Source organism: Roseibium sp. RP-7, assembly GCF_053005225.1.
Genome location: NZ_JBRKQA010000001.1, coordinates 605,485 through 617,896, shown reverse-complemented (window position 1 = coordinate 617,896; position 12,412 = coordinate 605,485). Strand labels below are relative to the sequence as shown.

Here is a 12,412-nt window from a genome sequence, read left to right as displayed (position 1 = left end):
TCCTTCTTGAAGCCGTCTCAATAGCCGTGGTGGGAGTGGTCCACGATTTCCTGACCCTCGATCGTCGAGATCAGGGCATCCAGAAGACCACTGGCACCAAAGCGGAACGTGTGTGCCGATACCCAGTTCTGGCCCATGATCTTGTCGGCAAGCGCCAGGTAGGCAGCCGCGTCCTCGGCGGTGCGGATACCACCGGCCGGCTTGAAGCCGATCACACGCTCGGCGTTGTCGCGCCGGGCCTCCTCGATCGCGGTCAGCATGATCTCGGCTGCTTCCAGCGTTGCATTGACGGCAACCTTGCCGGTCGAAGTCTTGATGAAATCCGCACCCGCCCCAATGGCAATGTTGGAGGCTGCGTGGATCAGCAACGGATCCTTGATTTCACCCGTTTCCAGGATGACCTTGAGCAGTGCCGGTTCCGGAATGGCAGCCTTCACGCGGATGATCTGCTCTTCCGCAAAGCCCTTGCGGCCAGCGCAGAAAGCCTTGTAGGGCATGACCAGATCGATCTCGTCGGCTCCATCGGCAAGTGCCTGCTTCGTCTCGGCCAGGACAGCTTCCGTATCTTCGCCACCTTCAGGGAAGTTGACCACGGTCGCCACCTTCACGCCCGTGCCGGTCAGTTCCTGCGCGGCCTGCGCCACGAACCGCGGCCAGACACAGACAGCCGCAACCGACCCGTGATCCGTCACGGTCCGTCCGGTCAGCTTGGAAATATCCGCCGACGTGCAGTCGTCGTTGAGGTTGGTCAGGTCGACGAGCCCGAGGGCCCGTTTGGCGTGTTCGATCATGTCAGTCATTGGCCGATCTCCTTCACGAATGCCCGCACCAGCTGTTTCATGCGTTCCATACCCTGCAAGGCGACGGACTTGGTTTCGTCGTGAGACAGCGCGTGCGTCTGCATGCCTGCGCCGTAATTGGTGATAATCGACATGGCCGCGACGCGCATGCCCAGGAATCTGGCCATGATGACTTCCGGCACGGTTGACATGCCAACCGCATCCGCACCCAGTGTCTTGGCCATGCGGATTTCGGCAGGCGTCTCGAAAGACGGGCCGGAGAACCACATGTAAACGCCCTCGGCAACCGGATCGCCGGTTTCCTCGGCGACTTTCTTCATCGCTGCACGCAAGTCCGCATCGTAGGCGGTGCTCATATCGAGGAAGCGCTTTTCGTCCTCTTCACCGATCAGCGGGTTCATGCCCGACCAGTTGATGTGGTCGGAAATCAGCATGGGCGAGCCGGGAGCAACTTCCTGGCGCAGGGAACCAGCCGCATTGGTTGCCAGCAGGATCTCGCAGCCGAGCTCCTTCAGCGTTTCCACCGGCGTGCGCATGACCGTCGGATCGCCGCCCTCGTAATAATGGGCCCGGCCCGACAGGATCACCACCGGCACCCCGGACAGCGTGCCGGCAACCAGCTCGCTGGAATGGGACGTGACGGTGGAGACCGGAAATTCGGTCAGATGCGAATAGGGAATGCGAACAGCGTCCTCGACTTCCTCGGCGAGCGCGCCGAGGCCGGAGCCGAGGATCATGCCAATCTTGTACGAGCCCTCCCGGGCTGCGCGGACGATCTCCGCGCATTCACGGCCGAAACCACTCATTGTGGGTCAGTCCTTCTTATTTTGACGTGTATTCCAGTTCGAAGGCGGCAGGCAGCAGCTCATCCATCGTGAAGCTGCGCCGGATACCGTCGAGATCCGCGACATGGACAACCAGATCGTCCGTGCCGAATTCCTTCAGACGCTGGCGGCACATGCCGCAGGGCGTGCACAGGGCCGCATCGCCAATGACGACGGCTTCCGCAATTTCGCGGTAACCGGCGGCAATCATGGCGCTGACCGCCCCACCTTCTGCACAAACGCTCACCGGGTAGGAAGCGTTCTCCACATTGCAGCCGATGAAAACAGTGCCGTCCGGTGCACGCAAGGCCGCGCCGACCAGGAAGTTTGAATAGGGTGCATATGCGTTTTCACGAACCGCTTTTGCGGCCTCGAACAACGCGTCCAGATCGCTCATGAACGCTCCTTGAGATACGGAATGCCAGCCGCCTTCGGCGGGATTGCCTTGCCGATGAAACCTGCAAGCAGGATCACGGTCAGAATATAGGGCAGTGCCTGGAAGAACTGCACCGGAATCTCGCCGATACCGGGTAATTTCTGACCCTGCATCCGGATGGCGACAGCATCGAGGAAGCCGAACAACAGGCAGGCCAACATGGCGTTGGCCGGTTTCCACTTGGCGAAAATCAGGGCCGCCAGCGCGATGAAGCCCTTGCCCGCCGTCATGTCCTTGATGAAGCCGGAGGACTGGGCGATGGAAAGATATGCTCCGGCAACACCGCACAGGGCACCGCAGGCGATGACCGCCCGGTAGCGCAGCCAGGTGACGGAGATGCCGGCCGTGTCAACGGCCGCCGGGTTTTCCCCGACCGCACGCAGGCGCAGCCCGAAACGGGTGCGGAACAGCACCCACCAGGTCAGCGGCACGGCCACGAAAGCCGCGTAGACCAGGATGTTGTGGCCTGACAGCAGTTCGCTGTAGATGCCGCCAATGATCGGAACATCGCGCAGTTCTTCCGCGTAAGGCCAAACGATGTCCCTAAACCGTCCGCCTTCCGGCAGTGAGGGTGTACGACCGCCCTGGCGGAACCATGTCTGCCCGAGCAGCGCGGTCAGGCCCGCTGCCAGGAAGTTGATGGCGACGCCGGAAACGATCTGGTTGCCGCGGTTGGTAATGGAGGCAAAGCCGTGGATCAGCGCCAGGCCGATCGAAACCGCCATGCCCGCCAGAAGGCCGATCCAGGCGTTTCCGGTCATGTAGGCTACCGCACCCGCCCCAAAGGCTGCGCCGAGCATCTTTCCTTCCAGGCCGATATCGACCACGCCGGAGCGTTCCGAGTAAAGCCCTGCCAGACAGGCCAGCAGAAGCGGTGTCGACAGGCGGACTGTGGAATCAAGTGTCAGGATCACGATCTCGAACATGATCACGCCTCCTTCTCGGCAAGAGCCCGGGAGGGCGTGAACAGCTTGATGATGGCCGGGCGGAACATGTGCTCAAGCGCACCGGCAAACAGGATCACAAGGCCCTGGATGACGATGATCATGTCTCGCGTGATATTGGGCATTTCGAACGAAAGTTCCGCGCCGCCCTGATAGAGCATGCCGAACAGGATCGATGCCAGAACGATGCCGACCGGATGCGCCCGCCCCATGAGGGCAACCGCGATACCGACGAAGCCGTAGCCGGTCACGAAATCGATCAGCAGACGGTGCTGTGACCCCATGATCTCGTTGATCGCCATCATGCCTGCAAGACCACCGGATATGAGCATGGTGATGACGATGGTGCGCACCGGCGAGATGCCGGCATAGACCGCGGCTGTGGCGTTGGCACCGAAGGACCGGATCTCGAAACCGAGCTTGGTGCGCCAGATCAGCACCCAGACCAGAACACAAGCCGCCAGCGCCACGAAGAGCGACAGGTTGACCGGCGCATAGCCGAAGCCGAAGGACGGGAAGATGTCGTTCAGGAACGGCAGACGGCCGCCATCCTCGAAGGTTCGCGTTTCCGGCTGCATCGAGCCTGGCTTCTTCAACGCGTTGTTGAGCAGATAGACCATCAGCGACGAGGCGATGAAGTTGAACATGATCGTGGTGATCACCACGTGGCTGCCGCGGGTGGCCTGCAGCCAGGCCGGGATGAACGCCCAGGCGGCCCCCATCAGCGCCGAGCCGATGATGGCAAACGGCAAGGTGATGTACCAAGGAACGATGTGGTCCAGCGCCAGACAGGCAATGGCGACCCCTAGACCACCGATATAGGCCTGGCCCTCACCGCCGATGTTGAACAACCCGGCATGAAAGGCAACGGCCACGGCCAGGCCTGTGAAGATGAAGTTGGTGGCATAGAACAGCGTGAAGCCGATGCCTTCGCCATAGCCAATGGAGCCCCAGACCAGAAGCTGCACCGCGTCCAGCGGGTTTTCCCCGATCAGGACAACGACGAGGCCGGACACCAGGAAGGCGGCGGCCAGGTTCAGGAACGGGATCAGGCCGTAATCGACCCAGCGCGGGAGCTGACCGGCACTCATCGGGCGCCTCCTTCAACAGCCATCTTGTTGTTATCTTCCACACCGGCCATCAGCAGGCCAAGTTCGCCTTCTTCCGCATCGCCGCCGCGTTCACCGACGATCTTGCCGTCGAACATTACCAGCACCCGGTCGGACAGCGCCCGGATTTCGTCGAGTTCCACCGACACCAGCAAAATGCCCTTGCCGGCATCGCGCATTTCCACAATCCGGCGGTGGATGAACTCGATGGCGCCGATATCGACGCCGCGCGTCGGCTGACCGACCAGAAGCACTTCCGGATCGCGCTCGATCTCGCGCGCCAGCACGATCTTCTGCTGGTTGCCGCCCGAGAAATTGGCGGTCTTCAGCATCGGGTTGGGCGGGCGGATGTCGTATTTCTCGATCTCGGCCACGGCGTTCTTCTTGATGGCAGCAAGATCCATCAGAAGGCCCCGGGAGTAGGCCGGGTCGCGATGGTAGCCAAGGATCGAATTCTCGTATTCGGAGAAGGAATTGATCAGGCCCATCCGGTGCCGGTCTTCCGGCACGTGGCCCATGTTCTTGGCGCGCATGTCGGCAGCGTCGAGCGTGCTCGTTCCCAGATCGATTGTCTCGCCGTTGATCTTCAGCGTACCTCTGGTGGCGCGGCGAATGCCCGCGAGCGTTTCCAGCAGTTCCGACTGGCCGTTGCCGGAGACACCGGCGATGCCGACAATCTCTCCCGCACGCACATTGAAGGAAACGTCCTTGACCACCTGCACGCCGCGGCTGTCGGTCACCGTGAGGTTCTCGACCTCCATCACCGGAGCCTTGGGTTGCGCCGGTTTCTTGTCGACACGCAGCAGCACGCTGCGGCCGACCATAAGCTCGGCCAGTTCTTCCATCGAGGTGTTCGCGGTTTCGCGCGTTGCCACCATCTCGCCGCGGCGCATCACCGAAACAGTATCGGTCGCCGCCATGATCTCGCGCAGCTTGTGCGTGATCAGGAGAACCGTCTTGCCTTCGTTCTTCAGAACTTCGAGGATCTTGAACAGGTGATCGGCTTCGGCCGGCGTCAGAACACCGGTCGGTTCGTCAAGGATCAGAACCTCCGCGCTGCGGTAGAGCGCCTTCAGGATCTCCACCCGCTGCTGCAGACCAACCGGCAGATCCTGGATCAGGGCGTCAGGATCGACCCGCAGTTCGTATTCTTCTTCCAGCCGCTTGAGTTCTGTCTTGGCGCGATTGATGCCGCCGGACAGGAGCGCGCTGTCCTCGGCGCCCAGAACCACGTTTTCCAGAACCGAGAAATTGTCGACCAGCATGAAATGCTGATGCACCATGCCGATGCCCATGCCGATGGCGGCTTTCGAGTCCGATATCGTGACCTTCTTGCCGTCCACCAGGATGTCGCCGTCATCGGCCTGATAGAAACCGTAGAGAATGGACATGAGCGTCGACTTGCCCGCCCCGTTCTCTCCGATGATACCGTGGATGGAGCCCTTCTTCACCACAAGGTCAATGTCCTTGTTGGCGTGAACCGGGCCAAAGCGCTTGTTGATCTTGCGCAGTTCGATTGCCGGCGTATCGCTCATGCGTTCCCCCAGGCCTGACTGTTTTTCTTTTTCTTTGTCATTGTTATTGCCCCTCGCCGCTGCCTCGCGGTGTCCCGATCAGAAAGGACATGCTCCGTCGGTGACGACGTCATGAACCTTGACGGTGCCGTCGGAGATGGCCGCAACGGCGGCATCCGCCGCCGCTTTCATGTCCGGCGTGATCAGGTCCTTGTTGTTTTCGTCCAGCACCCAGTCCATGCCGCCATCCGCGACGCCCAGCACCTTGATGCCGGGTTCGAAGGTGCCGTCCTTCGCCGCCTGAAAGCTGTCGTAGACGGCGTTGTCCACGCGCTTGCGGATGGACGTCAGAACCTTGCCCGGGTGCAGGCCGTTCTGGTTGCTGTCGGTGCCCATGCCGAGCACGCCCTTGTCGGCAGCTGCCTGCAGCACACCAATGCCGGTTCCGCCCGCTGCCTGAATGATCACATCGGCGCCCTGATTGATCTGGCCGATGGCAAGTTCGCCGCCGCGAACAGGATCCGCGAAAGCGGCCGGCGTATCGCCCGTCATGTTGGACAGAACCCTGATATCCGCCCTTGCGGCCTGGCCGCCCTGCTTGTAGCCGCACAGAAACCGCTGGATGATCGGGATATCCATGCCGCCGACAAAACCGATTGTGCCGCTCTTGGAGGCCATGCCGGCCAGCAGACCACCGATATAGGCCCCCTCATGTTCCTTGAACACATAGGAGCGCACGTTCGGCTGATCGACCACCATGTCGACGATGGCAAAATCCGTCTTTGGAAAATTGGGAGCCACCTGGCCAAGCGCGTTGGCCTGGTTGAAACCGATTGCGACAACGGGGGACGCGCCCCGGCTGGCAAAGTTCCGCAGTGCCTGCAGGCTTTGCGCATCACGCTCCAACTCGAATTCCCTGACGTCGCCGCCCTGGTCCTGAAACCGTTTCACGCCGGCAAAGGCGCTTTCGTTGAAAGACCCGTCGAACTTGCCGCCGACGGAATAAACGATGGCCGGTTCGGCCAGAGTTGCGGTTGTTGTCATGAAGACAGCGCAGGCCGCAGCAATGACGCCTGATGTGAGACGGAGCATCCTGTCCTCCGAAAAAACGGGTTGGGCACGCTAGAAATACAGGTGGACCTCCGCACGGTATCGCGCGGAGGTCCAAAACGACTGCCTTACATCGGGCAGGACTGATCGGCCATGTAGTCGTGAACTTCGATCTCGCCGGAGATGATCTTCTGGGTCGCTTCTTCGACCTTTGCTTTCATCTCGTCGTTGACGAGTTCGGCGTTGTTGTCGTCCAGCGCCCAGTCGACGCCGCCTTCCTTGAGGCCGAGGACTTCGAAGCCGGAAGACCAGCTGTCGTTGGCCGCATCTTCGAACGCCTGGTAGACGGCAATGTCGACGCGCTTCAGCATGGAGGTCAGGACGGAACCCGGATGCAGGTTGTTCTGGTTGCTGTCGACGCCAATGCCGAGCTTGCCGGCGTCAGCAGCAGCCTGCAGAACACCGATGCCGGTGCCGCCGGCAGCGTGATAGACAACGTCAGCGCCACGGTCGAACTGGGACTTGGCGAGTTCGCCACCCTTGACCGGATCGTTCCAGGCCGCACCGGTGGTGCCGGTCATGTTCTCGAAGACTTCCGCCTTCGGGTTCGCAGCCATTACGCCCTGCTTGTAACCACAGGAGAACTTGCGGATAAGCGGAATGTCCATGCCGCCGACAAAGCCGACCTTGCCGGTTTCGGACGCCATCGCAGCCAGCATGCCGACGATGTAGGAGCCTTCCTGCTCCTTGAACAGGATGGAGCGCACGTTCGGCAGGTCGACGACCATGTCAACGATCGCGAACTGCGTGTCCGGGAATTCCTTGGCAACCTTTTCCACGGCGTTTGCCTGAGAGAAGCCGATAGCGACGATCGGGTTCATGCCGCGCTTGGCAAAGTTGCGCAGGGCCTGCTCGCGCTGGCTGTCGTTCTGGATTTCGAAATCGCGGTATTCGACGCCGGTGTCTTCCTTGAACTTTTCAGCACCGTTGTATGCGCCTTCGTTGAACGACTTGTCGAAACGGCCGCCCAGATCGTAAAGCACTGCCGGCTTGATATCGGCTGCCAATGCGCCCACGGCGGTAAAGGCCAGGCCGGCAAGCGCGGTGCCGATGGTAAGAAGCTTTTTCACTTATATGTCCTCCGACATGCGGGGGCCTGCCTTTTGGCCGGCCCGTTTCCCCTCGTGACCCAGCCGCATCATGCGGACTGTGCCAGCTGCAATCCGGCCCGTGCCGTCAGAGCCCTCGCAAGGGTCTCGTCTGCCACAAGGTCGGTAATGACACCGGTACGCAGGGCCGCGAGCGTGGCATCCACCTTGCTCTCCCCACCTACCAGCGCAATCACGCGGCGCCCGCGCACTTCGTCGAAATGCAGACCCACGGCACAATCGCCGAGCGGATCCGGGGCCAATTTTCCCTCGATCGTCAGAAAGCGCCCCATCAAATCACAGACGGCGCCGCCCGACAGCAAATCTTCCTGTTCTTTTTTGGAAATCATGCCGCGCTGGACAAGATGGCCCTCGTTCTCGACCGAACCGATGCCGATGAGAAAGGCATCCGACTGGCGCGCGCGATCCATCAGGTCCTGCACGCTGCGCTGGGTCAGGAACATTGCCTTTTCGTCCTGGTTTTCGGCAAAATAGGGAACCGGCAGATAATAGCCGATGCCGCCTGTGCGTTCCTGCATCTTCTGGACGATGTCATAGGGGTTGGCAGCAAGCGTGCGCGTCAGCGATCCGCAGATCGACATGATTTCGAGATCGGTTCTTGCCACTTTCGGCAACGCTTCGACAGCCGCGGTCAGCGTGCGGCCCATGCCAACGCCCAGACGCGTGACGTTTGACCCACCAAGCATCCCGGACAGGAATTGTGCCGCGGACACCGCGACGGCCCTGAGGGCGCTGTCGTCGTCGCCGCCACCAAGATCGGGAGCAATGATGCAGTTCGTCAGGCCGAAATGCTCCGTCAGCTCCTTTTCAAGCTGGAGGCATTCCATCGGGCGACCATCGACCTGGAATTTGACGAAACCGGCTTTCTGCGCATGAGCGATCAGGCGATGCACCTTGGCAGGCGAAACGCCGAGCTGCGAGGCGATTTCGCCCTGCGTACGGCCTCCAACAAAGGACAGCCAGGCCGCCCGGATGGCCATATATGATGTCCAGTCGTCGTCGCGTGTCTGCATTCCGCGTCGAAACCTTCCCCTCCAGAGCCCTTGCGCACGCCTTCCGGCGGACAGGATACTCAACCACTCTCAAAACGCCCGGCTTGATGGAATTGCATCCCGCAAGATGAAACACCCGCCTGTCCAGCCATGCGAAGCGGTTGACCGCAACGGTCCGGCTATGCCCTGCTCTCTTCGGAGCTTTTGTTTTCCGGGGCCGCGAAGGCCGGCCGAAAAATTCTTCACCAAGTGAGAATTTCTTCAGATCATGACCAGCCTTGCCTTTGCCGTCAACTAAAAAAACTGCCAATTTTCTGGCTGATTGCTGCATTTCTGGGCAGCAATCAGCGCCGAGTACCACTTCTGAACGGCGGCAAATTCTGCCCAAAGCTGCCGATTTTCAGAAACAACCCGGCAAAATTTGCCTAGCTGCACGGCAATAATTGCCGGTGGATTTGTCCCCCACTTTGAAAACCTGCGTCTTTCCGACCGAAAAACAGCTAATCGGAACGCGCATGTCAGGCGCTTCAGAAGTTGCTGAAACGTCGGCTGTTTTGGGTCTCAAACAGGTTCTCTCGCCCGAGTTTCTCACAGTTTCGCGCAAAAATGTGACCGATAAGGCGGATTGAAATAACTCAAGAAATCACCACCTTACCTATACGTAAATCCCAACGCGTATCCACGGATGAAAAATTTGCCTAGCAAATCCGGAAGATATCCCGCGCCTGTGGATAGAACATGCACTCCGTGCACATTACTTTTGCCAGCCAAGGAATATTACGCTACGTTTGGCATGTAGCTTGCTAAGTAAATTTCCAAGCTCATCCAAGGCATTCAGCCAATGCCTTGTTAGGAATCACGAGAAACGGAAAGATAAGGAATTCAACGACAAAATAAACAGGGGAGACGTGGCCACCCAGCCGCAAGGCTGAAGTAAGGAGAAAAACCATGCGTCTCGACATAACCAAAACAGACTGTGCACTGACGGTTACAAGTTTACTGTCACTTATTTGTGCGGCACTTCTTTTCGCCGCCCCAGCCGCAGCCCGAGACTACCGTCCGGCTCTGATGGCTTCTTCACAATACAGCTATGATCCGGCCAACGAAGTGGACGTCGAACTTGTCCTGGCCGTCGACATCTCCCAATCCATGGATACAGAAGAACAGGAAGTGCAGCGCGCCGGGTATGTTGCCGCTCTCACCTCCAGGGAATTTCTTGACGCCATTCAGGTCGGTCCGATCGGCCGCGTTGCCGTGACCTACATGGAATGGGGCGGGGTCGATGAGCATTTCATCGTCGCCGACTGGACGGTGATCCAGGATGCAAGCTCGGCAGCACACTTCGCTTCCAAGATTGCCGAGGCCCCGCTTCGGCAGGTCCAGCGCACCTCCATCGCTTCGGCGCTCGAAAAGTCGGTCTTTCTGGTTCAGAACAACCAGTATGAAGGCCTGCGCCGCGTAATCGACATTTCCGGTGACGGCCCGAACAACCAGGGCGGCTCCGTAACTGCCATGCGTGACCGCATGGTTGCCTCCGGCGTGACCATCAACGGTTTGCCTCTGATGATGAAGTCGAACAAGAACACCTGGCAGGCGATGCTCAACCTCGACCACTATTACGAGGATTGTGTGATCGGCGGCCCGGGCTCCTTCGCCATCCCCGTTCGCAGTCAGGAAGGCTTTGCAGACGCGATCCGGATGAAGCTGGTGATGGAGATCGCCGGGCTGCATCTGCCGGAACCCGATCCCTACTTCCAGCGCGTTGCCGGCCGCGAACCGATCCGCTGTAATCTGTTCGACTGATCGCCACGTCTCCATTCTCCTTATTGCCTGCCGCGTTCCGGGCCGGGACGCGGCATTTTCTTTTGCTCCCTGCCAGTGATCTGCCAACCGGGAACAGGTTCTGCGCCCGCCCGTTCATCTTCCTTTGCCTAAAGCGCTTTGAAAGGCTAAACACTTCCCCGCCGCTGTCGCTTCCTGCCAGGGTGCCTTTTCGTCCGGTTCCCTCCGGGGACGAACTGGTCTCCCGGGACTTTGGTTTCGATCAGCTTTCGGCTATTCAATCGATCCGGATTGCATAGACCCCAGAGGACCGCTGATGCCTGCCACGCCCACTCTTGCGCTTGTCGCGCATGACGCCAAAAAAGACGCCATGGTCGAGTTCGCCAGACGGCACCAGGACAAACTCGCGGTTTTCGAACTTGTCAGCACAGGCACCACGGGCGGCCGCATTCTGGAAGCCTGTCCGGATCTCAAGGTCACAAGGCTGAAAAGCGGCCCGCTGGGCGGCGACCAGCAGATCGGCGCGATGATTGCCGAAGGCAAGCTCCAGGGCCTGTTCTTCTTCGTCGATCCGCTGTCGCCCATGCCGCATGATGTTGATGTGAAAGCCCTGATGCGCCTTGCAGTGGTCTATGACATGCCGATGGCGCTCAATCCGTCGACCGCGGATATCCTGCTGCGCTCCGCCCGTCTGCAGGGCCTCAAGACCACATCCGCGACACCTGAAGTTGGCTCCCTGTCCTCATGAGTTTTTCCAAGAACACCAAATCCTTTGCCTATCCGGTTCTGGTTGCCGATATCGGCGGCACCAACGCCCGTTTCGCTCTGGTTGACGACGCTGAGGCGCCCACCCGCATGTGCGGCAAGACGGCGACCGCGGATCATCCCGACATTTCTTCCGCGATCCGCGAAGTGGTGCTGCCGGAAACCGATCCGAAACCACGCACGGCAATCATCGCGGTCGCCGGTCCCGTCACCGGTGACAGGATCCCCCTCACCAACGCGGCCTGGGTGATCGAGCCGCTGAAGATGATCGCCGACCTCGGTCTGGACGAAGTCATCGTGCTCAACGATTTCGAAGCGCAGGCCCTGGCCTTGCCAGGATATAGCGGCAGCGATATCGAACAGGTCGGCTCCGGCACGATCCGCGAAGAGAGCGCCAAGTTCGTCCTCGGTCCGGGCACGGGCCTCGGCGCCGCCGCGATGATCTATGCCGCCCAGACCTGGGTTCCCGTTCCGGGCGAAGGTGGACATGTGGAACTCGGGCCGGTAACCCCGGAAGACGTTGCCATCTGGCCGCATATCGAACTCGTCGGTGGACGGCTTGGCGCCGAACAGGTCCTTAGCGGCACCGGCCTTCCCCGCCTTGCCCGCGGTGTTGCCGCCTATATGGGCGCGGACCGCGACTTCACAACGGCGGCAAGCATCACAACGGCCGCAGAGACAAACGATCCGGTAGCGGTGAAGACGCTGGAAGTCTTTGCCAGGGCCCTTGGCCGTGTGGCCGGTGATTTTGCCCTCGCGGTTCTGGCACGGGGCGGCGTCTATCTGACTGGCGGTGTCACATCGCGGATCACACGCTTCCTCACGGACGGCGGCTTCCGCGCCGCCTTTGAGGCCAAGGCGCCCCACGAGGCCCTGATGGCCAAGATACCGACCTTCATCGTCCGGCATCCCGATCCGGCCCTGGAAGGCCTTGCCTCCTTCGCACGCGCGCCGGAAGCCTTTGCCGTCGACATGCAAGGACGGCAATGGACTGCAGGCGCCGCATCGGGCGCGAGCTGACCCGGGC

General features: G+C 60.4%; 12 protein-coding genes. 3 read left to right on the top strand and 9 right to left on the bottom strand.

Annotated features, from left to right (window positions below; translation table 11 throughout):
- Positions 1-17: 17 nt before the first annotated feature.
- From deoC to ACVDG9_RS02745, 9 genes are all read right to left on the bottom strand, one after another.
- The gene (gene deoC / locus ACVDG9_RS02785; RefSeq protein ID WP_447237252.1) at positions 18-800 is read right to left on the bottom strand and encodes a deoxyribose-phosphate aldolase; all 783 of its coding nucleotides are present in this window, start codon (positions 798-800) and stop codon (positions 18-20) included.
- On the bottom strand, positions 797-1,606 hold the full coding sequence (locus tag ACVDG9_RS02780; protein ID WP_022999730.1) for a purine-nucleoside phosphorylase: 810 nt from the start codon (positions 1,604-1,606) through the stop codon (positions 797-799). Before ACVDG9_RS02780 ends, deoC begins: the two co-directional genes overlap by 4 nt.
- Positions 1,607-1,622: 16 nt before the next feature.
- Positions 1,623-2,021: a cytidine deaminase gene (gene cdd, locus ACVDG9_RS02775; protein ID WP_022999729.1), complete on the bottom strand. Its 399-nt coding sequence runs from the start codon at positions 2,019-2,021 to the stop codon at positions 1,623-1,625.
- A complete protein-coding gene (locus tag ACVDG9_RS02770; protein ID WP_031268896.1) occupies positions 2,018-2,986 on the bottom strand; it encodes an ABC transporter permease in 969 nt (322 codons plus the stop codon). Before ACVDG9_RS02770 ends, cdd begins: the two co-directional genes overlap by 4 nt.
- A gap of 2 nt (positions 2,987-2,988) precedes the next feature.
- On the bottom strand, positions 2,989-4,095 hold the full coding sequence (locus tag ACVDG9_RS02765) for an ABC transporter permease (RefSeq protein ID WP_206904042.1): 1,107 nt from the start codon (positions 4,093-4,095) through the stop codon (positions 2,989-2,991).
- On the bottom strand, positions 4,092-5,648 hold the full coding sequence (locus ACVDG9_RS02760) for an ABC transporter ATP-binding protein (RefSeq protein WP_077290885.1): 1,557 nt from the start codon (positions 5,646-5,648) through the stop codon (positions 4,092-4,094). The genes ACVDG9_RS02765 and ACVDG9_RS02760 overlap by 4 nt, the downstream gene beginning before the upstream one ends.
- A gap of 78 nt (positions 5,649-5,726) precedes the next feature.
- Positions 5,727-6,719 (bottom strand): BMP family lipoprotein, encoded by a 993-nt coding sequence (locus tag ACVDG9_RS02755; RefSeq protein ID WP_022999725.1) that lies wholly within the window; start codon positions 6,717-6,719, stop codon positions 5,727-5,729.
- Positions 6,720-6,805: 86 nt separating this feature from the next.
- The gene (locus ACVDG9_RS02750) at positions 6,806-7,807 is read right to left on the bottom strand and encodes a BMP family lipoprotein (protein ID WP_022999724.1); all 1,002 of its coding nucleotides are present in this window, start codon (positions 7,805-7,807) and stop codon (positions 6,806-6,808) included.
- Positions 7,808-7,875: 68 nt separating this feature from the next.
- The gene (locus ACVDG9_RS02745) at positions 7,876-8,859 is read right to left on the bottom strand and encodes a sugar-binding transcriptional regulator (protein ID WP_022999723.1); all 984 of its coding nucleotides are present in this window, start codon (positions 8,857-8,859) and stop codon (positions 7,876-7,878) included.
- 927 nt (positions 8,860-9,786) lie between these two features.
- On the opposite strand from ACVDG9_RS02745, the gene ACVDG9_RS02740 reads away from it, so the two are divergent.
- From ACVDG9_RS02740 to ACVDG9_RS02730, 3 genes are all read left to right on the top strand, one after another.
- Positions 9,787-10,641: a DUF1194 domain-containing protein gene (locus ACVDG9_RS02740; protein ID WP_209170519.1), complete on the top strand. Its 855-nt coding sequence runs from the start codon at positions 9,787-9,789 to the stop codon at positions 10,639-10,641.
- A 295-nt stretch (positions 10,642-10,936) separates the two neighbouring features.
- On the top strand, positions 10,937-11,368 hold the full coding sequence (locus ACVDG9_RS02735; protein WP_022999719.1) for a methylglyoxal synthase: 432 nt from the start codon (positions 10,937-10,939) through the stop codon (positions 11,366-11,368).
- On the top strand, positions 11,365-12,405 hold the full coding sequence (locus ACVDG9_RS02730) for an ROK family protein (protein ID WP_447237251.1): 1,041 nt from the start codon (positions 11,365-11,367) through the stop codon (positions 12,403-12,405). Before ACVDG9_RS02735 ends, ACVDG9_RS02730 begins: the two co-directional genes overlap by 4 nt.
- Positions 12,406-12,412: the final 7 nt, after the last annotated feature.

Bases quoted from the DNA above. Each gene is read 5' to 3' on its own strand.
- deoC (WP_447237252.1), bottom strand. From the start codon at position 800: ATGACTGACATGATCGAACACGCCAAACGGGCCCTCGGGCTCGTCGAC.
- ACVDG9_RS02780 (WP_022999730.1), bottom strand. From the start codon at position 1,606: ATGAGTGGTTTCGGCCGTGAATGCGCGGAGATCGTCCGCGCAGCCCGG.
- cdd (WP_022999729.1), bottom strand. From the start codon at position 2,021: ATGAGCGATCTGGACGCGTTGTTCGAGGCCGCAAAAGCGGTTCGTGAA.
- ACVDG9_RS02770 (WP_031268896.1), bottom strand. From the start codon at position 2,986: ATGTTCGAGATCGTGATCCTGACACTTGATTCCACAGTCCGCCTGTCG.
- ACVDG9_RS02765 (WP_206904042.1), bottom strand. From the start codon at position 4,095: ATGAGTGCCGGTCAGCTCCCGCGCTGGGTCGATTACGGCCTGATCCCG.
- ACVDG9_RS02760 (WP_077290885.1), bottom strand. From the start codon at position 5,648: ATGAGCGATACGCCGGCAATCGAACTGCGCAAGATCAACAAGCGCTTT.
- ACVDG9_RS02755 (WP_022999725.1), bottom strand. From the start codon at position 6,719: ATGCTCCGTCTCACATCAGGCGTCATTGCTGCGGCCTGCGCTGTCTTC.
- ACVDG9_RS02745 (WP_022999723.1), bottom strand. From the start codon at position 8,859: ATGCAGACACGCGACGACGACTGGACATCATATATGGCCATCCGGGCG.
- ACVDG9_RS02740 (WP_209170519.1), top strand. From the start codon at position 9,787: ATGCGTCTCGACATAACCAAAACAGACTGTGCACTGACGGTTACAAGT.
- ACVDG9_RS02735 (WP_022999719.1), top strand. From the start codon at position 10,937: ATGCCTGCCACGCCCACTCTTGCGCTTGTCGCGCATGACGCCAAAAAA.
- ACVDG9_RS02730 (WP_447237251.1), top strand. From the start codon at position 11,365: ATGAGTTTTTCCAAGAACACCAAATCCTTTGCCTATCCGGTTCTGGTT.